Raw genomic sequence first — 22,243 nt, forward strand, 5'->3', positions numbered from 1 at the left:
TTTTATTCCGTTTTCAATACATTCTTTTTTATTTCTAATCTTTCTGGATATTCTCCGCTAAAGTAAGAAACAAAATTTTCTGTCAGAATAGCTTTATTTCCAGCTTTAGGAACTGAGTCAACATATTGAAAAAATATCGTGTCATTTCTTACTTCCACAATTCCTTCGTAAATATCTCCTCTTCGTTCTAATCCACGAGATTCAAATTCAAACGTTTTGTCTTTATAAACCCTCAAATAAACCCAACCCAAAGGTGCTTCTCGATCAGCTAAAAGTAGTGTTTCTTGTTTTTCAGTCCGAACGCAAGAAGTCAGAGTTAAAATCAAAATCAAAATTAATATTATGATTGTTTGTTTCATTCGATACATATCTGAATTTCGTTTGTAGGCAAATAATTTTGAAAAGAACTTAATAACATTAGATTTGATTTTTTTACTTTAATTTCTTTTGCGTTTAGAAATTCAATTTCATATTTAGCTCTTTTCGGAATATCGATTGAAGCTATCTTTTTTGCTCTTTGTCCATGAGTAAATGATTGAATTTTCCAAAAAGAATCTTTTGATTTAATTTCCATTTCTCCGCCAATCTCTCGTAGAATTACAGAAAAATTATTTGTAATAACTTTCCAACCTCCTAAAACTTTCAAACTGTAAATTCCAACAGGCAATTCAATTTGTTTGTTATTATCTAAAATGTTTATTGGATTATTCATTTTTAAATTATTACCAACGTGTTTGTGCATGGTTTGTTGCGCTAATTTAGCGAAAAATAACTTAAAAAGCACAGACTTTTACGTACGCGAGGTTTTTCCGCAGGAAAAACGAAATAAGCAATAAATTATGCACGGTGTTAGCAAATGCGTGTTTAATTTTTCGCTCATTTTTCCGCAATTTCTATTTTCTTTTTTTCTATTTTTTTCTCGGTTTCAAAATTCAGATTTCGAGTAAGAGTTCCGTACAGCAATTAATTCCGCACTTTGCTCAATTCCGCAAACTTGCTGAATTCAGAGTTTGAGTAAGAATTCCGCAATATTGGTTTTTCAGAGTTTGAGTAAATTCAACGTTTTAGAATTCCGAAAACTTGCTAAAATTCCGCAATAATTTCATAAGTGAGAGATTGTTCTGCATTTTAAAATTTAGCTTTTTTCCGATTTAAATATTCAGGAATTTTAAATCACAATTTTTAGTTTCACAACTTTAAAGCGAAAAGTTTATTTAAAGAACTTATGTCTTTCTGTGGCGATTCAACCCAGTTTTTGCTAACTGTTTATACAGTAACTTTTGGTACACATATCCCGTAAAATTAGCGTGATATTCCACTTATTATGTTACTGTTATCCCGTAAATATAATTAATATTTATTAGTGGTTTTTAATAAAAATGAACATAGAAAAACAAGACATAAAAAAAACCAAAACTATATAAGTTTTGGTTTTAAAGTATTTGAAGGTATTGCCTTTTATTTTGCAGGTAAAATCTTACCAACACATTCACCAAAACCAATACGAACTTTATCATTTTTACAATGAGCACGCATAATTACAGTATCATTATCATTGATAAATTTACGGGTTGTGCCGTCTTTTAATGTTACTGGGTTTTGTCCTTTCCAAGTCAACTCTAACATCGAACCATAACTGTCTTTTGTTGGGCCAGAAATAGTTCCAGAACCCATCATATCTCCAGCTTCTACTGGACAGCCATTTACGGTATGGTGTGCCAATTGCTGAGCCATGGTCCAATACATATATTTAAAATTCGATTTTGCAACAATCGTTTCTTCACCATCTTCTGGTTTAATGCCTACTTGTAATTTAATATCGTAACTTCCTTTTCCTTCTTGTTTTAAATATGGTAAAGGCTCAATCACTTGTTTTGGATTTTCGGTTCTAAAAGGCTCTAAAGCATCTAAAGTAACAATCCAAGGTGAGATAGTAGACGCAAAGCTTTTCCCTAAAAACGGACCTAAAGGCACATATTCCCAAGCTTGAATGTCTCTTGCAGACCAATCGTTAAACTGTACCAAACCAAAAATATATTCTTCTGTTTCTTCAATAGGAATTCTATCACCTAAAACATTAGCATCAGTAGTAATAAAAGCCATTTCTAATTCAAAATCTAATAATTTTGATGGGCCAAATCCTGGAGTATTACTTCCTTCAGCAGGTTTTGTTTGTCCATAAGGTCTTCTAATAGGTGTTCCAGAAGGCACAATAGATGAACTTCTTCCATGATACCCTACAGGAATGTGCAACCAATTTGGCAATAAGGCATTTTCTGGATCTCTGAATAAAGAACCAACATTTGTTGCGTGTTCTTTGCTTGAGTAAAAATCTGTATAATCACCAACAGCAACTGGTAACAGCATTTCTACTTCGTCCATTCTAAAGATAATTTTATCCTTATGGTTGGCATTATCTCTTAAAGAACCATTGGTAACATCAAAAATTTCAGCAATTCTGTTACGTACTAATCTCCATGTTTTTCTACCATCAGCAATAAAATCATTTAAATTATCTTGTAAGAAAATATCGTCTGTTAAAGGAATCCCTTCAAAATACCCTAATTGATGAAATGCGCCTAGATCAATGGCGAAATCTCCAATTCTACTTCCGATTGTAATAATATCATCTCTGGTTATAAAAACGCCAAAAGGAATATTTTGAATCGGAAAATCTGAATTTTCTTTCACTTTTAACCAAGATTTTCTTTTCGGATTGTTTGCTGTTATGATCATTCGTCTGATTTTTTTTAGTTCTCCAAACCTACATAAATTTTTATCATTTTAAAACTATTATTTAATGAAAAATGTAATTTTAAGATTACTTTAATCTATTATGTATAATTATTGATAACTTGTTGAAAACAACAATAAAAAGTCTTCATTTACAAGGCGATTTTAATTAATTTTGATTTTTTTAATAAATTATACCAAGAATGCAAATAGATAATCAAATTTTTGACCTGATTCAGGAAGAGAAAGAAAGACAATTAAATGGTTTGGAATTAATCGCTTCAGAAAACTTTGTAAGTGATCAAGTAATGCAAGCACAAGGTTCTATTTTAACCAACAAATATGCTGAAGGCTATCCTGGAAAGCGTTATTATGGAGGTTGTGAAATTGTAGATATTGTAGAGCAAATTGCCATTGACAGAGCTAAAGAATTGTTTGGTGCTGAATATGTAAATGTACAGCCACATTCTGGTTCTCAGGCAAATACAGCTGTGTTTTTTGCTTGTTTAAAACCTGGAGATAAAATTTTAGGATTCGATTTATCTCATGGAGGACATTTAACACATGGTTCGCCTGTAAATTTTTCTGGTAAATTATACAACCCTGTATTTTATGGAGTTGAAAAAGAAACTGGCGTTTTAAATTATGATAAAATTCAAGAAACTGCTACCAAAGAACAACCAAAATTAATTATTGCTGGGGCTTCTGCCTATTCTAGAGATATCGATTTTGAACGTTTTAGAAAAATTGCTGATTCTGTTGGTGCAATTTTAATGGCAGATATTTCGCATCCTGCAGGTTTAATTGCAAAAGGAATTTTAAACGATCCATTACCTCATTGTCATATTGTTACTTCTACCACACATAAAACCTTACGTGGACCAAGAGGAGGAATCATCATGATTGGTAAAGATTTTGAAAATCCGTTTGGAGAAACTTTAAAATCTGGAAAACCAAAAATGATGTCTACGTTGATAAACTCTGCTGTTTTCCCTGGAAATCAAGGAGGACCTTTAGAGCACGTTATTGCTGCAAAAGCGGTTGCTTTTGGTGAGGCTTTAACAGACGAGTTTTTGGAATATCAAATTCAAGTGAAAGAAAATGCAGCAGCAATGGCGAAAGAACTTGTTGCAAAAGGGTATGATATTATTTCTGGAGGAACAGACAATCACTGTATGTTAATCGATTTAAGAAATAAAAATATCTCTGGGAAAGATGCAGAAATTGCATTGGGAAAAGCAGATATTACTGTTAATAAAAACATGGTTCCTTTTGATGATAAATCTCCTTTTGTAACTTCAGGAATACGTATTGGAACGCCTGCAATTACTACAAGAGGTTTAAAAGTTGCTGATATGAAAACTGTTGTAGATTTTATTGATGAAGCTTTGCAAAATGCAGCTAATGAAGAGGCTTTACACGAAATTGGAGATAGAGTTGCAGATATGATGGGTTCTCGCAGATTATTTGTAATGTAAAAGACAATTCGTCTTAAAATATTATATATTTAAAAGCATCAAATTAAATCTTGATGCTTTTTTTGTACTTTTAAAAATAAATTAAAACTTATGGATGCTTATTTAATTGCAACAATACTCATATTTTTATCTGCCATTTTTGGATATATAAATGTTCGTTTTCTAAAAATGCCCAATACCATTGGGTTGATGATTATTACAATTGTTTTTACGTTGATTATTTTACTAATTAGTGTGTTTGATGCTACTTTGTTAAATATTGAGAAAAGCATTATTTCTAGCATCGATTTTAAAACTGTTTTATTAGATGAAATGTTAAGTTTCCTTTTATTTGCGGGTGCTTTGCATACTAATTTTGAGCAGCTTAAAATTCAACGTTGGCCCATTTTATTATTTTCTACATTAGGGGTTTTAACCTCTACTTTTTTAGTGGGAATTGCCATGTTTTTCATCTTACAGGTTTTAAATTTTGAGGTTAATTTTATTTATTGTTTATTATTTGGTGCCTTAATATCGCCAACAGATCCTATTGCTGTGTTAGGAATTCTTAAAAAAGCTAATGTTCCTAAAAAATTAGAGACTAAAATTGTTGGTGAATCTTTATTTAATGATGGAGTAGGAGTTGTGGTGTTTTTAACCATCTTTCAAATTGCAAAATCGGGCGTAGAAAATACCACTGCAGCTGATGTTTTTCAATTATTTGGACAAGAAGTTTTAGGGGGAATTGCTTTAGGGGCTTTATTAGGTTGGGTTTCTTACAGATTATTAAAAACAATTGATGATTATGATATTGAAGTAATTATAACATTAGCGGTTGTGATGGGTGGAACTGTAATTGCTCATAAATTACATTTATCTGCACCTTTGGCAATAGTAACAGCTGGTTTAATTATTGGGAATGATACTGTGAGATCTGCTACAATGTCGGAAAATACAGAAAAATATGTCGATAAGTTTTGGGAATTATTAGACATTCTATTAAACGCTATTTTATTCGTTTTAATTGGTATGGAAATGTTATTATTAGTTTTTGAAGGTAAGTTTATAGTAGCTGGCCTAATTGCAATTCCTGTTGTGTTAGCTTGTAGATATATATCGTTATTTCTACCCATAAATATCTTTAAAAAGAAGTTAGATTTTGTACCGAAAACCAATTTAATTATGACTTGGGGTGGTTTAAGAGGTGGAATTTCTATTGCTTTAGCTTTAGGATTAACCTCTGATATGCATAGAGATTTATTTTTAGTAATTACGTATGTAGTTGTTGTATTCTCTATAATAGTGCAAGGTTTAACAGTGGGGAGTTTAGTGAAAAAATTAAAAGAAATTATAAAATAAAAAAAAAGCATTCAATAATTAATTATTGAATGCTTTTCATTTTTTAAAAATTAAAAAATATTACCAATTTTTAACTGCTTCTGCAATTTCATCTTTGGTTTTACCATATTTTTCTTGGATTTCTCCAAACATTTTGTCTTTTTTTCCTTCTGCTTCTGCAGACTTGTCATTGGCAATTTTCCCGTAAGTTTCTTTAAACTCACCTTTAATTTGTTTCCAAGTTCCTTCGTTTGTGTCCTTATTCATAATAATATGTATTAATGTTAATAAATAGTTTTTAAGTAAAAAATAAATATTTATAAGTATATACTTACTTTATAAAAATTACTACGTGTTCTGAATTTTATCAGCAACTCGCTTATCAGAATTGTCAGTAGCACTATGTACCTGATCTTCTAATTTTTCTTTATCTTCACCTTTTAACCTCTCTTTGCTACTGTCTTTATCTTTATACTCGTCTTTTTTGACGGTTCCTTTTAAAGGATGTAAACCTCTTTCGTGTACATCTCCTGAATTTCCTTTTGTTGTATTTTCTGCACTAATTCGCTTTGATTTTTCTGCCATAATATTTTGGTTTTATTTCATCAATTTATTCAAGATTCTTCTTTGTAAAGATTCGTGATCTTCTTCTACTTTTTCAACTTCTTCTAACTTTTTACCAATCAAAACTTCTCTACCATCACTTTTATCATCAGATTTTAAAATCTTTGTTTCTTCAGTTTGTATGGTTTGTTCACCAGCCACGTTTTTAGTAACGCCATCAGTTTCAATATCTTTATATAACTCGTCTTTTTTATCTTCGTTCTTGTTCTTGTCAATTGCCCCCATAATTGTCGTTTTTTTGATTTGTATAACAAAGATATAAGAGAAGGCAGTTTTGTATGAATTCAATCAAAATAATTCTTAACTCATTAGCAAACAAATTCATTTAGTAGTTAAAATCACTATTTGTCAATACTATTTTTAACTAGGTTTTGTTCATAGAATTTCAATACTAATTTTAAATGAATTGCTGTCAATAAAAAAATCCCTTAAAAATTTCTTTTTAAAGGATTTTAATTATTAGGGATTTTTACGATAAAGAATAATAAAAAAAAGATTATTTCATTATTTTATTTAATAGTCTACTTTGTAAAGACTCATGACTTTCTGATATTTTCTTCACTTCATCAATGTCTTTTCCAATTAAAATGTCTTTACCATAAAATTCTAGCATTTTTTTTTCTCTAGTTTCAATGTTTTGAGCACCAATACCATTTTCAGTAACTCCATCTTTGTTTACACTCTTTTTGTTAATACTTTTTTCGTCTTTCCCCATGACTTTTAAAATTTAAGTTAATAACGATAAATTTAAAAAAAAATAAAACATAAAACAGATATTTATCTAATTTTTAACGTATTGTAAATCTAATTTTCTCTTTTTGCTCTTTCAATAATTTTCTCTGGGATGGCTTTTTTTGCTTTAGCACCCATTTTCTTTAGCTTTTCTACACTATTTATTAAGTTTCCTCGTCCATCAAATAACTTATTCATAGCATTAGAATATTCTTTTTTACTGTCGTCAATTCGTTTGCCAATACTTACTAAATCTGTTAATAAACCTTGAAATTTATCATATAATGCACCTGCTTGTTTTGCAATTTCCAACGCATTTCTTTGTTGTTTTTCATTATTCCACATAGAATCTATGGTTCTTAATGTGGCTAATAATGTAGAGGGAGTTACAATTACTATATTTTTCTCAAAAGCTTTATTATATAGATGATTATCCGAATTTAAAGCGACTGCAAAAGCAGGTTCTATTGGGATAAAAAGCAACACAAAATCTGGTGATTCTATTTGATATAAATCTTCGTATTTTTTATCTGATAATTGCTCAATATGTTTTTTAAGCGATATAATATGTTCTTTTAAAAATTGTTCTTTTAAAACTTCATCTTCTTCATTGATAAAACGTTCATAAGCAACCAAAGAAACTTTAGAATCTACAACCATTTTTTTATGATCTGGCAAATGAATTACAACATCTGGCAACACTCTTTTTCCATCATCAGTCGTAAAACTTTGCTGTACAAAATACTCTCTATCTTTCTCTAAACCCGATTTTTCTAAAACGCGTTCTAAAACCAATTCGCCCCAATTCCCTTGCATTTTGTTATCGCCTTTTAAAGCTTTGGTTAGGTTCAACGTTTCTTTGCTCATTTGTTGATTCAACTCTTTTAAACCCATTATTTGCTGACGTAAAGCTGCATGATAATCGATACTTTCTTTATGAGTTTTATCTACTTTATCTTCAAAAACCTTAATTTTTTCTTGAAGCGGATTTAAGATGATTTTTAAGTTTTCTTTATTTTGAAGTGTGAATTTATTAGATTTTTCCTCTAAGATTTTATTCGCTAAATTCTCAAACTCTTTGCTAAACTTATCTTGAAGTTGTTCAACTTCTTTTTTGTGCTCCTCTAACTTTAGTTGTAGATTTTTGTTTTCTGAATCTAGACGTGTATTTAAAGTGATTAAATTTTCTTTATCTAATTGCTGTTTTTTTACTTCTTTTTGCAATTCTATAAAATTATCTTCAACCATATCTTTAGATTGTTGCAATAAAGCAGCACGTTCTTCTAAAGTAGATTTTTCTTTTTCAAGACTTGTTTTCTCTTTTTCGAAGTTTAATTTTGAGATGAGTTTCCCTATAAAAAAAACAATCAAACTAAAAATTAATGCAATTATAAAGTAGGTAATTAATTCTGTCATTGATTTTTGAAAATTTGCTTATTAGTAGTCATAAAAATAACAAGAAAATTCTATGTAAAAGCAGAAGTATTTGTTTTTGTAACATTACTAGATTATTTTATTTAGAAACGATGCATCATAAATTGCTATTCAATTTTTAATACGTCCATAATTAAATGCTTAATTTTGTGTATCGATTAAAATAAAGAATGAAAAGATTTGCAAGTTTTATCTTATATACTGTTTTAGGCTGGAAATTAGATGGTGATTTTCCAAGAGAACCTAAAAAATACGTAGTTATTGCTGCTCCTCATACAAGTTGGTTAGATTTTCCCATCTCAATTTTAGCAAGAATGAGTTCTGGAATTATGATTAATTTTGTGGGTAAAAAATCACTTTTTAAATGGCCTTTTGGTTATTTCTTTAAAATTTTAGGAGGCACTCCAGTAGATAGAAGTAAAACCAATAATTTGGTAGATGCTATTGTAGAAATCTTTCATAAAAAGGAAGTTTTCAGGCTAGCATTATCTCCAGAAGGAACTAGAAAAAAAGTAGCTGACTGGAAAACTGGTTTTTATTATATTGCAAAAGGTGCAAATGTGCCAATAGTAATGGCAACTTTAGATTTTGAAAATAAAAAACTTAAAATTTCTGAACCTTACTATACAACTGATGACAAGGAAAATGACTTTGCTTTTATAAAGGCGTTTTACCTAAACGTAAAAGGGAAAAACCCTGAATTATCTTAAAGCACTTTACATACTATAAATTTTGATTTAAATTTGTTTTATAGTCTTCTAATGAGGAATTTCGGGGGATGTTTACTCAAAAAGAAACTATATTGTATAATTATTTTTTCAATGCGAAATCTTCAAAAAGAAATTTTTGGAGATTTTTTTATTTAAAAGATCTTTATTTATATTTTTCAGGAATGCTTTTAGCAATCCCTACAATTACTTCTGTAGCTTTTAGCATAGATTCTACAGGAACATATTCAAAACGTCCATGGAAATTGTGTCCGCCAGCAAAAATATTTGGGCAAGGTAAACCTTTGTAAGAAAGTTGCGAACCATCTGTACCACCTCTAATTGGTTTAATTAAAGGCTGTATACCAATGTCTTTCATCACTTCTTCAACAATATCTACAATATGCATTACAGGAACTATTTTTTCCTTCATATTAAAATATTGATTTTTAATGTCTAAAGAAATTAAATCTTGTCCCAATTCTTCATTCATATCAAAGGCAATTTTTTGCATTAAATACTTTCGTTTTTCAAATATATCTAAATCATGATCTCTAATAATATATTCTAAAACAGTTTTTTCTACATTTCCTTTTACATCATGTAAATGAAAAAAACCTTCGTAATCGGTTGTTTTTTCTGGAACTTCTTCAGCAGGAACTGCAGCTATATATTCATTAGCAATCAATAAGGAATTAATCATTTTTCCTTTTGCATAACCTGGGTGTACAATTTTTCCTGTAATGGTAACAAGGGCACTTGCAGCATTAAAATTTTCATATTCTAATTCCCCAATTTGGCTTCCATCCATAGTATATGCCCATTCTGCACCAAATTTTTCGACATCAAATAAATGTGCTCCTTTGCCAACTTCTTCATCTGGCGTAAAACAAATTCTAATTTTACCATGTTTAATTTCTGGATGCTCAATTAAATGTTCCATAGCAGAAACAATTTCTGTAATTCCAGCTTTATCATCTGCACCTAAAAGCGTAGTTCCATCAGTGGTAATTAAAGTCTGACCTTTGTATTGCAGTAAATCATCAAAATAATCTGGAGATAAAACAATGTTTTTTGCTGCATTCAAAATGATGTCTTTCCCATCATAATTTTCAACAATTTGTGGTTTTACATTGTTGCCTGTAAAATCTGGACTTGTATCCATATGCGCAATAAAACCGATTGTTGGCACTTCATAATTTAAATTACTTGGCAAAGTAGCCATAATGTAGCAGTTTTCATCTAGCTCAACATCTTGCATGCCAATTTCATTCAACTCCTTTTCTAAAACCTTGGCTAAATCCCATTGATTTTCTGAACTTGGAAAAGCAGGATTTTCAGGATTAGACTCTGTGTCAATGGTTACATATTTTATAAAACGGCTAATTATATATTGTTTATCGATCATATTAATTTTTTATTTTGATGTTCTCCATCAGTGAAAATGCTTTACAAAAACGTTGGTTTACAATAGAATCTCCATAAACTTCGGTTTTTGCTAATATAAAGTTCGATTCGTTTACTTTGATAAAAGTATTACAAACTTGATAGTCAAATTTGCCTTTTTTACCTTTATAAACCAAATACATTGAAGGTTTTTCAAGAAATATAAATTCCTTTGTTTTTATTCTGATCAACTCGTTTGCTAAATTTTCTTGATCTTGTTGTAATAAAAAAGCATCATTAAAACTTATTTTTTTGTTGATGAAAGTAACATCCAATAACACTGTTTCTGTCAATTGTTTTGTGGTATCTGCTGCAAAAACAGAAGATTGTATCTCATCTTGATATAGATTAATTTTCCAATCACTTGGAATATCAACAGAAAATAAATTCTTGACATCATCAACAATTTCAAGATGATCTAACGTTTTTGTTTCACAATCAAATTCTTCACGAATTGCAGATTTTTTATCACAAGAAATAAATAGGAGTGAAGCTATTATAAGAATACTATAAATATTTTTTGACACAGATTTTATTTAATTATTAAAAAATAAGACACGAATTGCACTAATTTCATCAATAATACACAACTACGTTTTGCTAATTTCGAGATTTTATAACACAAAGATTTCACAAACATTTTTTCCCCTTTGGGGAAATTAAAAGGGGCTATTTTACTTCAAAATAAGTTTCCCAATTTTCTCATCTCCACTTAGCCAAGCTGTATTTTTATCCACAAACTGAATTGAATAATAACTTTCATCAGAAACATCTTTCCAAGAAACTCCTCCATCATTTGAGAAAGAAACACCCGTTTTTCCCACTGCAAAAACCTCTTTTCCATTTGTATTTGGTACATATTGCACACAACTCTTATAATTTGGATTTTGATTATCAGCAACTAAAACCCATGTTTTTCCACCATCTTTTGTAATTGCTTTATTCGCTTTGTTTTCCAGTGGTTTAGAATAATCTCCACCGATTATAATTCCATTATTTTTATCAGCAAAATCCATAGCATAGATTCCTTGAGGTCTATTTCCTTGAATGAATGGAGTTTCAAAAATTTGCCAAGTTTGTCCAAAATCATCCGACTTTAAAACTCTTGCTTTTGTGCCTCCAGAAGCAATCCAAACTGTGCTTCCCATTGTTTTTATGTTGGTGTTACTGGCTGCGAAAAAAGCTTCACCTTCTTCAAATTTAGGTAAGCTTTCGCAAGATAATTTCTTCCAAGTTTTTCCTGCATCATCAGTTAAAATAATAGAAGCACAATTTTCTGTTGGGTCTCCAACTGCAATTCCATGAATATTATCATCAAAAAAGTGCATAGAATCATAAAACACTTTTGCATGTTCTTCTTTATACACTAACGAATATTCGTCTTCAGAAATTTTATATAACAAAGCAGGATTTGCAATAGAAAGCGCAAAATAATCAGTTCCATTAAAAGCTAAACTTCTAAAGTTAGGTGCAATTGAATCTTGATATTTTATGTTTTGAGTATGTAAAGAAATACCTTTATCAGTTTTAAAACCAAAACTTCCATCAGAACCTGCATAAGCAACGTTGTTTTCATCTAAAGTAATGATAGCTCTTATACTTGTGCCTTCCATTTTAAAGGTTTCAATTTCAATAGCATCTATATTTCTAGGAATATATTCGGTTGTACAACATATAATTAAAAGGAAAACAGAAATTAATAGCGATATTCTTTTCATTTTTAATATTTTTAACGAAAATAAAGTTTTTTTATAGATAATTACTTAAAACCAAATTGATATCAATATTTAATTCGTTTTGATTTTAAATTGATATAAATATTGAAATTAGAAATTAAAAAAAACTGTATTTTTAGATTTCCGCAAAATGCGGAAATGATAATTTATAAGGGAACTTCAGGAAAATACTTGTGGCGCTCTTTTTCGAATAAACAAATTATTTCTAGTTAATGAAAAAAGCGTTGGTAATTTCTGGAGGAGGAAGCAAAGGAGCCTTTGCAGGTGGTGTTGCTCAATACCTTATGAAAAAGGAAAATAAAGATTACGATTTGTTTGTAGGCACTTCTACTGGCAGTTTAATGGTGTCTCATTTGGCTTTAGGAATGTTAGACGATTTAAAGGAGTTATACACAAACGTAAATCAGAATACTATTTTCAGCAACAATCCTTTTCATGTAAAAGTGGTCGCTGGCGAAAAAGTGGTAAGTGTAAGGCATTTAAATACATTATGGAATTTTATAAACGGAAGAAAAACTTTTGGTGAAAGTAAAAATTTGCGAAAGTTAATCAAAGAGAAAATTACCAAAGAAATGTATGCTAAAATTCAACAAAGTGATAAAGAAGTTGTGGTAACTGTGTCCAATTTAACCGCCAATCAAATTGAGTACAAATCTAGCAAAGATTGTACTTACGATGATTTTGCAGATTGGATTTGGGGTTCTTGCAACTATGTTCCTTTTATGAGTTTGCTAGAAAAAGATCATTGCCAATATGCAGATGGTGGTTTTGGTTCTTTAGTACCTATTAGAGAAGCAATTTTAAGAGGAGCCACAGAAATTGATGCCATTATTTTAGAAACTGAAGTAACGCAATTAAATAGATTGCCTTCTAAAAATCCGTTTTCGTTGTTGTTTGATGTGTTCGATTTTATGTTAACGCATGTAGAAAGGCACAATATTACCATTGGGAAACTTGCTGCCACCAACAAAAATGTGAAGTTAAATTTATACTATACACCTACAGTTTTAACTACCAATTCTTTAGTTTTTGATCAGAAATTAATGAGAAAATGGTGGAAATCTGGTTTTAATTATGCGAAATCTAAACAAGAAGAATTAATGAGCGAGTTTAGACCAGATGTTTTAACAGATCAAGAAATTGAGGAAGGTATTGAGGATGTTGAAGATATCAACTTAAAAAAATAACTATGAAATTCGGACAAGTTGATACTCCTGAAAATATAGATTTTACATTACCAAAAACACATCCAGAAACGTTTCGAGTTTTATCTAAATACGATACAATTGAAACCCCGAACTTTTTTGTAGGTTGTGCAAAATGGAATAAAGCAGATTTGAAAGGTTTTTATCCAAGAGGAACTAAAGACGAATTAGAATATTACTCTAAGCAATTTAACTCTATTGAGTTGAATGCCACTTTTTACAGAAATTTTCCTGCTTCACAATTTGAAAAATGGAAAGAAAAAACACCTAATAATTTTAGGTTCTTTCCAAAACTAGGACAAGAAATTAGCCATTGGAAACGTTTAAAAGGAGTTGAGGAAGTTGTAAATTCTTACATAGATAACTTTAGCAATCTTGAAGAAAAACTGGGAACAATATTTTTACAACTGCATGCTAATTTTGGTCCAAAAAACTTTGAACTTTTAGAAAACTTCATCAAAAGTTGGCCGAAAACTTTACCTTTAGCTGTGGAAGTTCGTCATAAAGATTGGTTTGAAGATAAAAACGTTTTTACAGATTTTACAAATTTATTAGAAGCTTATAATGTTGCTAATGTATTGGTTGATACTGCTGGCAGAAGAGATATGGTTCATAATCGTTTAACAAATAATGAAGCATTTATACGTTATGTAGGCGCAAATCATCCTACAGATTATGATAGGTTAGATGATTGGGTTTTAAAATTAAAAGAATGGAAAAATGCGGGTTTACAAAATGTTCACTTTTTTATTCATCAAAATTTAGAAGTTGAATCGCCTTTATTAGCCGCTTATTTTATTAAAAAAATTAATGCGGAATTCGGTTTGAAACTAACAATTCCGAATCAGAAAGATGAATCTAATAATAATGGACAAATAAGCTTGCTGTAAAAATCATCTTGTTTATATGTGGTTTTTTACGTGTTTAAATACCTAATTTAGTAAATAAAAACTGAATAGAAAACCCGTAGGAATTCTCGTAAGTAAGAGAGAACTAGCTATTAATTATAAACATTGTTGCCAAGTTTTTATTCCAAGTTGTAATTTCCGTTCGCCCATTTTATTGACGGTTCAATCCAAACCTTTAAAGGTTTAAATAAAAAACCGTGTCTCATACCTGTATTCAGTTCTATTTCTTTAAAATGTTTGATTTCGCAAATTGAATTTTTTTTGCGTTCCAATGCCGAAACTCCAAAAGGGTCAGACTTTTCGTAAATCGTTAAAATATTTCCGCAAAAATTGATTTCAGGTATATTTTGAATATCGCTATTTCTAAAACTTGCAATAAAAACAAAATTCAAATCTTGATTATTTGCTAAAGTCGAAACGTATTGAGCAATATATCCGCCTTTTGAAGTTCCAACCACCGTTATTTTTCTCGGTTCTGTTCCGTTTTTTATTAAGCTGTCAATTTGGGTTACAATTCCGATTGCGTATTCTCTTGCGTTAACATTGCCATTCCGTTTTTCACTGATTACATTAAATCCTTCTTTTTTAAATTCAGCAATAATTTCATAGTATTCAGTCCGACCAAATTCGGGATGTAATTCATTTAATTCGTGTTCTTCTAAAAATCGGTTTTGAAGGAAAAAAATAAATTGTTCCTCATTTTTATTTCCGAACATAAATAAAGTTGAGCAAAAAAGAATCCCAATTAATAGACTTATTTTCATTTATATAAGATTTTCTCAAATTACTGCAACAATATATAAGCAGAACTTTTAAAGTATATAATTTAAAATAAGAATGATATACAGAAGTTTTACTACTTATTATAAAATCAAAGTTAAGTTATTTAAAACAATAAAAGAAAATCAACAATATTAAGAAGAAACTGTTCCTAAAGTATACAATTGTTCTAGAGTAGGAGAGATGCTACCACCTGCTGGCTCTAAGGTAATACCAAATGCTTCAGATTGATTTGCATTTGTGATGGTAAATATTTTGTTGGTATCAGCTGTAAAAGAATCTAAAGTTCCTAAACTTGTTGGTGTTAAAGGATCTAAAGTTAAAGACCAAACTTGATATACTTTTCCTTTTGGAGGCTCAGGTAAACCTTTGGCATCTAAATAAATAGCATTTGATTTTTTATCCCAATATACTTTTGCATAAGATGTTGGAGAAACTGCTTGGCCACCTAAAGGAATAGATATAATATCTTTATCTCTAAAAATTGTAATTAGTTTTTCTGCGGATGCTAAATTGGTAGAGGCACTATCTATTTGTGCTTCTAAAAGTTCTTTTTCAGAATTTTCAGAGGCTAATTGCTCTTTCAATTTATTATTTTGAAGTACAGATAAAATTAAAGTGGAACCCAATATAAAAGCAGCTGCCCAACCAACATACTGTTTCCAATTCGATTGTGGTTTTGCTAATGAGATTACTTTTGTTTCCTCAACTTTTAATTTATTTTTTATGTTATCAAATGAATAAGAGGCATCTTTTTTAGTGGCAGCAGTTAATTGTACAATCGCTTTTTCTATAGATTCTACTTCTGCTAACAATATTGGGTTTTCTTGAATTGCAGCATACACTTCCTCATTTTCTTTTTCAGAAAGCGAGCCTGCAATGTACAGTTCTAAAATTCCAGATGCTATGTAGTCTTTTATATTCATTTCTTTAAACGCCTAACATTGTACGTAATTCGCCAATGCAAGATCTATTTCTTGTTTTTATGGTTCCTAATGGAATGTTCAATTCTTCAGATGCTTCTTTTTGTGTAAATCCTTTAAAATATAATAATTCAATTACAGATTTACAGGTTTCGCCTAACTTGGTTACAAATTCTTTTAAACCAATTGTATTTGTTTCGCTATCTAAACTAGAACTGCTTTCCAATATATCTACGAAAAAATCTGCATTAAGGTTTTGTTTAGACTGTTTAAATTTTTTTGAACGCGTATAATCAATTGCTGCATTTCTAGCAATATTCAATAACCACGTAAAGAAACGACCTTTTTGTGGAGAATAAGTATCTCCTTTATTCCACGCTTTTATAAAAACGTCTTGAGTAATTTCTTGAGCAACATCATCATTTTTAACAATGTTATTTACAACACCAGAAATACTATCACAATATAAATTGTATAGTTTTTCGTAAGCTTTTACATCTTTTTGCTGAAATTGTAAAATTAATTCGGATTGGTCTTTCATCTATTAAAGCAAAAATAGTATAAATTTTTAGTATTATTTTAATTTATTTTGATAAAGATAAAATATTATTTAAAGATGGAAATATTAACTATTCTTATAAATGATTTTACTTACTTGAGTAATTTGTTATAGAATTATCACTTACTTTATATAAGTAACAATCTAATAAAATATTTTTTTTCCGATAATAATATGAGAACTTTATGCTATAGCAATCTGTTTAATTTATCTAATAAATTTTAGCATCTTCATATAAAATCACAGCTTTAAAAACGCACTATTTTTTTTACTTTACTTTTGTTCAAGTAATTTTTTACAATCGATTTAGCAATTTCATTCTCTTTAATTGATGTTAACACCGTTTTTAGAATTTCAATATTATCTTCTTGAAATGCTAAATTTGTATATCCATAACTGATTACTACATTATTTTCAATTAAAATGATAGCGTTTTCTTCAATTTCTCTTCCTTTTTCAATAATGATAAAATTATCGTTATTAAAATTGTCTTCGTTAATTTTAAAAGTTTTTCTAAAATTAAATTTTGGCGAAATGGATTCTAATTCTAAATAAAATTTTAAACGTGTAAATAATTCATTACCAGTTTTATTATAAGAAACTGATACAGCTCTTTCTTGAATTTTAACAGCTCTTCTAGTAGTTTTAATAAACAAGTTGTTAATCTCTGCTTTTATATTTTTACCTTTTCCAATAAAAATAACTTTTCCATTGGTGTCATGCACATAAAAAATACCTAAAACATTTGGAATTTCATTAATCAAATTGTTCAGCTTTTCTTTTTCAAGTCTTCTATCAAAATATTTAATAGAACTTTGAATAATACTTTTTTCGGTATCTTTTGCCAATAATAATTTAAATAATTGGATGGTTGCTAAAGCATCACCATTTGCTCTGTGCCTTTCTGTAATTGGTATTCCTAAAGCTTTTGTAAGTTTTCCTAAACTGTAAGAAGGTTGATCTAAAATAAGTTGCTGACTTAATTCTACAGTACACAACGTATTTCTCTCAAAATCGAATCCTAACCGTTCGAATTCGGTTCTTAAAATTCTATAATCGAATGCAGAATTATGGGCTACAATAATGCAATCTTTTGTAATTTCTACAATTCTTTTAGCAACTTCATAAAATTTGGGTGCATTTCGCAACATTTTATTGTTGATGCCAGTAAGTCTTACCACAAATTCTTGAATAGGTTGTTCTGGGTTTATAAGCGATATAAACGTATCTACAACCTCATGTCCATCAAATTTATGAATAGCAATTTCCGTAATTCCTTCTTCATTAAATTTACCTCCAGTAGTTTCAATATCTAAAATAGCGTACAATTCTTTCTCTTTTTTTTGTGAAATTTACTCATAATAATTACGACTGCCAAATATAGAACTTCCAACTCGAATCATTGTGCTCCCATTTTCTATTGCCAATTGATAATCTCCACTCATTCCCATAGATAGAATTTCTAGATCAGAATTCTTTGATTTTTGTGTATCAAAAAAGTTTTTAAGCGATGAAAATTCTTCTTTTAGTTGTTCTTTATCTTCTGTAAAAGTAGCCATTCCCATAAAACCAACTACTTTAATATTTTGTAAAGTTGCTATTTCTTCGGATGTTAAAATAGCATCAATCTCATTAAAGGAAAGTCCGAATTTAGAATCTTCTTTCGCAATTTTAGCTTGCAACAAAACCTTAATAACTCTATCATGTTTTTTAGCTTCTTTGTTGATAACTTTTAGGGTTTTCAATTTATCAACTCCGTGAATTAAATCTACAAAATGAGCCATATATTTTACCTTATTACTCTGTAAATGACCAATCATATGCCATTTTATGTCTTTAGGTAAAGCATCATATTTGTCCACCATTTCTTGAATTTTATTTTCACCCAAAATACGCTGACCAGCATCATAAGCTTCCTGTAAATCTTCAATTGGTTTTGTTTTAGAAACTGCAACAAGTGTTACATTTTCTGGTATTTTCGATTTAAAATCTTGTATATTTTCTTTAATCATTTAAATTATTTTACGATGAGATTCTAATTGAAATTAAAAATCTAAAAAAACCTATGTTTTCTATGTTTCTGTGTCTTCAATTTTTTTTTATGCTGATGTTTTTTTTTATCAAAAAACTTAAAACTCATAAACAGTTAAACCACTTCTTAATTTTGGCTGAATATAAGTGGTTTTTGGAGGCATTTTTAAATTAGCATCCGCAATTTCTTTTAGTTCTACAATGGTTACAGCAGTTAAACTAAAACCAACAGTATATAAACCAGAATCTACTTTTGTTTTAATGGAAATAACATCTTTTTTGTTATCAGAATGCCCAACTCTATCATTATTCGTTAAATCTTTTACCCCTAAAATAGGTTCTAAAACCGTTCTAAATAAAATTTCTGAATCTAATTTACTTAAAGCATTTGTAAACGTATATTCATCTTCTTTTAAATATAATGAATAAAATTCGCCATTTAAATACATACTAAAATGATGTTTTTTATCTGGAAAATAAATAAGTTGTCCACGATTATGAATCACAAAATGTAAACTTAATTTCTCTAGAAACTCATTAACAGATAAACCATTTAAATCTTTTACAAAACGATTAAATTCAGAGATTTTTAATTGCGATTCTGGAATTAAATAACTCATAAAATAGTTATAGGCTTCAGTTCCATTATGGTTTTCATTTTCTGATGCCAAATCTTTAGCCAGCAATGCAGAAGATGCAGTTCTATGATGCCCATCAGCAATATATAAAGCTTCTATTTTTGCAAATGCTTTTGTTATATTTTGAGTGATATTCTCATCACTTACAACCCAAAGTTTATGCAACATTTTATCAGTTGTAGAAAACTCATATTCAGGGTTTTTAGCTTTTTCTTGATTGATGATTTCTTTAAGAGTTTCATCATCTCTAAACGTTAACAAAACAGGTTCTGCATTAAAACCGATAATCTTTAAATATTTTTCAAAAAGACGCTCTCTTTTATGAATCGTTCCTTCGTGTTTTTTGATCACGTTATTCAAATAATCATCGATACTTGTGGCTCCAATAATTCCACAAAAAGTATTATTTGCATCAATTCTTTCATAAATATAAAAAGCAGGAATGGTATCTTGATTAAAGATTTTGTTCCTTTTAAAATCTGCATATCTGTTCTGAACTAATTGAAATCTTCTTTCAGTAGAAACTTCTTGTAAATACTTATAATCAGGATTTACAACATGTAAAAACGTGTATGGATTAAAATCTAGTTTAGCCCCTAATTCAGCAGGAGTATAGGTTTCGTAAGATTTGGAAGAAACCAAAGCAACTTTATCTCTACTTGCTCTAACAGCTTTAAAAGGTTTAATTATGGCCATGTTTTTAGTGTTCAGTTTTCAGGTTTAGTATGCAAATACGGTTTTAATTCTAAGTCTTAAGAAGATATTTAAATAGAAAAAAATTATCTTAATAATTCTATAATTTGTTTCGCAATTTCCAAGCCAACTCTTTCCTCTGCTTCTAATGTGCCAGCACCAATATGTGGAGATAAAGATAAATCTGGATTCATTAATAGTTGAATTTCTGGATTTGGTTCGTTTTCAAATACATCTAAACCAGCAAATTGAATTTTTCCGTTTTCAATAGCCGTAATTAAAGCAACTTCGTTTAAATTACTACCTCTAGAAGTGTTTATTATACCAACTCCATCTTTCATTTCTTCTATTTCATCAGTATCTATAACATAACCTTCTTGCTCAGGAACATTAATTGTAATAAAATCGGCTTCTTTTAATAACTCTTTTTTAGTACTCATTTCAATATTAAAATTGACTTTTTGACCGTTAAAAAAGTTTAAAGTAATACTTTCTGAAGTAGTATTATCATCAATAGCAATTACTTCCATTCCAATTCCGATGGCAATTTTTGCAACTTCTTGACCAATACTTCCAAAACCAATAATCCCTAATTTTTTTCCACGTAATTCTGTTCCATCAGAATAAGCTTTTTTCAATTCTCTAAATCTAGAATCTCCTTCTAAAGGCATTTCTCTATTGGCAGAATGTAAAAATCTTACCATTCCAAATAAATGAGCAAATACCATTTCAGCAACAGAAACTGTTGAAGCTTCTGGAGCATTAATTACGTGCAAACCTTTATCGATAGCATAATCTACATCAATAGTATCCATGCCAACACCTGCAAAAGCAATTAATTTTAATGATGGACATTCATCAATTAAATCATCTCTAACTTCTGTTAAGCTTTTTACAATAAGTGCATCTATATTGTGTTCATTAATATAATTTTCTAATTGATTTTGAGCAACTTTTACGTTTAGTACTTCAAAACCTCCTTTTTTTAAAGCGTCAATTCCGCTTTTTGATAATCCGTCGTTTGCTAATATTTTCATTCTTAATTCAATTCAAAATTCATAATTTATAATTCAAGGTTTCGTTAATATTCAAAATTTTGAATATTAACGAAACCTTGAACCTCTTATTTTAAAGCTTTCATCACATCTACTAAAACTTGCACACTATAAAGTGGCAAAGCATTGTACATGCTTGCTCTATAACCACCAACACTTCTGTGTCCATTTAAACCATTAATACCTGCTGCTGCACACATCTTGTCGAACTTTTCTGTTAAAGATTCATCTGTTAACACAAAAGTCGCGTTCATATTACTTCTATCTTCTTTGGCTACAATTCCTTTAAAAAGCGGATTTCTATCAATTTCAGTATATAAAAGCTCTGCTTTTTTATTGTTTACTTTTTCAATAAACGGAATTCCACCTAAATCTTTTAACCATTGTAAGGTTAACATAGAAACATACACAGCAAAAACAGAAGGTGTGTTGTACATGCTATCGCTTTTAATATGAACTTGATAGTTTAACATAGAAGGAATGTGTCTTTCTACTTTTCCTAAAATTTCTTCTTTGATAATGACTAAAGTTGTTCCTGCAGGTCCCATATTTTTTTGTGCTCCAGCATAAATTAAATCGAATTTCTCAAAATCTAATTGACGTGAAAAAATATCTGAACTCATATCACAAATTAAAGGAACATTTGTTTCTGGAAACGATTTTATTTGCGTTCCTGCAACTGTATTATTACTTGTACAGTGAAAATAATCTGCATCTTCTGGAATTGAATATCCTTTAGGAATATAATTATATCCTTTGTCTTTTGATGAGCCAACTTCTACAACTTCACCAAATTCCTTAGCTTCTTTTATAGCTTTATCAGACCAAGTTCCTGTGTTTAAATAAGCTGCTTTTTTGTTTAATAAATTATAAGCAACCATTAAAAACTCCATACTTGCACCACCATGTAAAAAAATAGCTTGGTAACCTTTGTTCTCTAAACCTAACAATTCCAAAGCTAAATTTCTAGCTTTTTCCATTACTGCAACAAAAGGTTTACTTCTATGCGAAATTTCGATTAACGATAAATCATCATCATTAAAATTTAAAATAGCTTCTGATGCTTTTTGTAAAACTTCTTGTGGTAATATACAAGGCCCAGCACTAAAATTGTGTTTTTTCATACTATTAATAGGTTCAAAGTTTAATGTTTAAGATTCAAAGTTTTGTGTGAAAATTTTATCTTAAATTTTTATTTTTTCATGCCACAAATTCACGAATTTTTATCATTTAAAACTTAAAAA

The 22,243-nt window shown here is 29.4% G+C and carries 24 protein-coding genes; 5 read left to right on the top strand and 19 right to left on the bottom strand.

Features of this window, described 5'->3' with window-relative positions; translation table 11 throughout:
- Positions 1 to 2: 2 nt before the first annotated feature.
- From LPB03_RS02220 to fahA, 3 genes are all read right to left on the bottom strand, one after another.
- Positions 3 to 359 carry a hypothetical protein gene (locus tag LPB03_RS02220; protein WP_139058923.1) on the bottom strand — a complete coding sequence of 119 codons (357 nt, stop codon included), beginning with the start codon at positions 357 to 359 and terminating at the stop codon, positions 3 to 5.
- A complete protein-coding gene (locus LPB03_RS02225; protein WP_139058922.1) occupies positions 356 to 712 on the bottom strand; it encodes a hypothetical protein in 357 nt (118 codons plus the stop codon). The genes LPB03_RS02220 and LPB03_RS02225 overlap by 4 nt, the downstream gene beginning before the upstream one ends.
- Positions 713 to 1,458: 746 nt before the next feature.
- Positions 1,459 to 2,736, bottom strand: a complete 1,278-nt coding sequence (gene fahA, locus LPB03_RS02230; protein ID WP_065318087.1) for a fumarylacetoacetase — start codon at positions 2,734 to 2,736, stop codon at positions 1,459 to 1,461.
- A gap of 200 nt (positions 2,737 to 2,936) precedes the next feature.
- On the opposite strand from fahA, the gene glyA reads away from it, so the two are divergent.
- A complete protein-coding gene (glyA, locus tag LPB03_RS02235) occupies positions 2,937 to 4,211 on the top strand; it encodes a serine hydroxymethyltransferase (RefSeq protein ID WP_065318086.1) in 1,275 nt (424 codons plus the stop codon).
- A 90-nt stretch (positions 4,212 to 4,301) separates the two neighbouring features.
- On the top strand, positions 4,302 to 5,549 hold the full coding sequence (locus tag LPB03_RS02240; protein ID WP_065318085.1) for a cation:proton antiporter: 1,248 nt from the start codon (positions 4,302 to 4,304) through the stop codon (positions 5,547 to 5,549).
- A 60-nt stretch (positions 5,550 to 5,609) separates the two neighbouring features.
- On the opposite strand, the gene LPB03_RS02245 is transcribed toward LPB03_RS02240, so the two are convergent.
- From LPB03_RS02245 to LPB03_RS02265, 5 genes are all read right to left on the bottom strand, one after another.
- Positions 5,610 to 5,795 carry a CsbD family protein gene (locus LPB03_RS02245; RefSeq protein ID WP_065318084.1) on the bottom strand — a complete coding sequence of 62 codons (186 nt, stop codon included), beginning with the start codon at positions 5,793 to 5,795 and terminating at the stop codon, positions 5,610 to 5,612.
- An 81-nt stretch (positions 5,796 to 5,876) separates the two neighbouring features.
- On the bottom strand, positions 5,877 to 6,113 hold the full coding sequence (locus LPB03_RS02250) for a hypothetical protein (RefSeq protein WP_065318083.1): 237 nt from the start codon (positions 6,111 to 6,113) through the stop codon (positions 5,877 to 5,879).
- 12 nt (positions 6,114 to 6,125) lie between these two features.
- Positions 6,126 to 6,377: a hypothetical protein gene (locus LPB03_RS02255; RefSeq protein ID WP_065318082.1), complete on the bottom strand. Its 252-nt coding sequence runs from the start codon at positions 6,375 to 6,377 to the stop codon at positions 6,126 to 6,128.
- A gap of 271 nt (positions 6,378 to 6,648) precedes the next feature.
- Complete coding sequence (locus LPB03_RS02260) at positions 6,649 to 6,867, bottom strand: hypothetical protein (RefSeq protein ID WP_065318081.1); 219 nt, start codon at positions 6,865 to 6,867, stop codon at positions 6,649 to 6,651.
- An 89-nt stretch (positions 6,868 to 6,956) separates the two neighbouring features.
- On the bottom strand, positions 6,957 to 8,300 hold the full coding sequence (locus LPB03_RS02265; RefSeq protein ID WP_065318080.1) for a DNA recombination protein RmuC: 1,344 nt from the start codon (positions 8,298 to 8,300) through the stop codon (positions 6,957 to 6,959).
- 188 nt (positions 8,301 to 8,488) lie between these two features.
- Between LPB03_RS02265 and LPB03_RS02270 the strand changes: the two genes are divergently transcribed.
- Positions 8,489 to 9,028: a 1-acyl-sn-glycerol-3-phosphate acyltransferase gene (locus LPB03_RS02270; RefSeq protein ID WP_065318079.1), complete on the top strand. Its 540-nt coding sequence runs from the start codon at positions 8,489 to 8,491 to the stop codon at positions 9,026 to 9,028.
- A 163-nt stretch (positions 9,029 to 9,191) separates the two neighbouring features.
- On the opposite strand, the gene pepT is transcribed toward LPB03_RS02270, so the two are convergent.
- The 3 genes from pepT to LPB03_RS02285 all read right to left on the bottom strand — a co-directional run bounded on the left by pepT (position 9,192) and on the right by LPB03_RS02285 (position 12,189).
- On the bottom strand, positions 9,192 to 10,433 hold the full coding sequence (gene pepT, locus LPB03_RS02275; RefSeq protein ID WP_065318078.1) for a peptidase T: 1,242 nt from the start codon (positions 10,431 to 10,433) through the stop codon (positions 9,192 to 9,194).
- Position 10,434: 1 nt separating this feature from the next.
- Positions 10,435 to 10,998, bottom strand: a complete 564-nt coding sequence (locus LPB03_RS02280) for a hypothetical protein (RefSeq protein ID WP_065318077.1) — start codon at positions 10,996 to 10,998, stop codon at positions 10,435 to 10,437.
- A 147-nt stretch (positions 10,999 to 11,145) separates the two neighbouring features.
- Complete coding sequence (locus LPB03_RS02285; RefSeq protein ID WP_065318076.1) at positions 11,146 to 12,189, bottom strand: WD40/YVTN/BNR-like repeat-containing protein; 1,044 nt, start codon at positions 12,187 to 12,189, stop codon at positions 11,146 to 11,148.
- A 230-nt stretch (positions 12,190 to 12,419) separates the two neighbouring features.
- On the opposite strand from LPB03_RS02285, the gene LPB03_RS02290 reads away from it, so the two are divergent.
- Both LPB03_RS02290 and LPB03_RS02295 read left to right on the top strand, forming a co-directional pair.
- Positions 12,420 to 13,394, top strand: a complete 975-nt coding sequence (locus LPB03_RS02290) for a patatin-like phospholipase family protein (protein ID WP_065318075.1) — start codon at positions 12,420 to 12,422, stop codon at positions 13,392 to 13,394.
- 2 nt (positions 13,395 to 13,396) lie between these two features.
- Positions 13,397 to 14,302, top strand: coding sequence for a DUF72 domain-containing protein (locus LPB03_RS02295; RefSeq protein WP_065318074.1), 906 nt, complete (start codon positions 13,397 to 13,399; stop codon positions 14,300 to 14,302).
- 137 nt (positions 14,303 to 14,439) lie between these two features.
- Here the strand turns inward: LPB03_RS02295 and LPB03_RS02300 are convergent, their stop codons facing one another.
- The 8 genes from LPB03_RS02300 to serC form a co-directional block, all read right to left on the bottom strand.
- Positions 14,440 to 15,084 carry a hypothetical protein gene (locus LPB03_RS02300; RefSeq protein WP_065318073.1) on the bottom strand — a complete coding sequence of 215 codons (645 nt, stop codon included), beginning with the start codon at positions 15,082 to 15,084 and terminating at the stop codon, positions 14,440 to 14,442.
- 150 nt (positions 15,085 to 15,234) lie between these two features.
- The gene (locus LPB03_RS02305; protein WP_065318072.1) at positions 15,235 to 16,026 is read right to left on the bottom strand and encodes an anti-sigma factor; all 792 of its coding nucleotides are present in this window, start codon (positions 16,024 to 16,026) and stop codon (positions 15,235 to 15,237) included.
- A 4-nt stretch (positions 16,027 to 16,030) separates the two neighbouring features.
- Entirely contained in the window at positions 16,031 to 16,564 is a 534-nt protein-coding gene (locus LPB03_RS02310; RefSeq protein WP_065318071.1) for an RNA polymerase sigma factor, read from the bottom strand.
- Positions 16,565 to 16,830: 266 nt separating this feature from the next.
- On the bottom strand, positions 16,831 to 17,910 hold the full coding sequence (locus tag LPB03_RS02315; protein ID WP_065318070.1) for an exonuclease domain-containing protein: 1,080 nt from the start codon (positions 17,908 to 17,910) through the stop codon (positions 16,831 to 16,833).
- A 24-nt stretch (positions 17,911 to 17,934) separates the two neighbouring features.
- Entirely contained in the window at positions 17,935 to 18,594 is a 660-nt protein-coding gene (locus tag LPB03_RS02320) for a YggS family pyridoxal phosphate-dependent enzyme (RefSeq protein ID WP_065318069.1), read from the bottom strand.
- A 117-nt stretch (positions 18,595 to 18,711) separates the two neighbouring features.
- On the bottom strand, positions 18,712 to 19,947 hold the full coding sequence (locus LPB03_RS02325; RefSeq protein ID WP_065318068.1) for a DUF1015 domain-containing protein: 1,236 nt from the start codon (positions 19,945 to 19,947) through the stop codon (positions 18,712 to 18,714).
- 83 nt (positions 19,948 to 20,030) lie between these two features.
- Positions 20,031 to 20,981, bottom strand: coding sequence for a D-2-hydroxyacid dehydrogenase (locus LPB03_RS02330; protein ID WP_065318067.1), 951 nt, complete (start codon positions 20,979 to 20,981; stop codon positions 20,031 to 20,033).
- Between the two features lie 86 nt (positions 20,982 to 21,067).
- Positions 21,068 to 22,123, bottom strand: coding sequence for a 3-phosphoserine/phosphohydroxythreonine transaminase (gene serC / locus LPB03_RS02335; RefSeq protein WP_065318066.1), 1,056 nt, complete (start codon positions 22,121 to 22,123; stop codon positions 21,068 to 21,070).
- Positions 22,124 to 22,243 lie beyond the last annotated feature (120 nt).

The sequence above is a fragment of the Polaribacter vadi genome, assembly GCF_001761365.1.
Taxonomy (GTDB): Bacteria; Bacteroidota; Bacteroidia; order Flavobacteriales; family Flavobacteriaceae; genus Polaribacter; species Polaribacter vadi.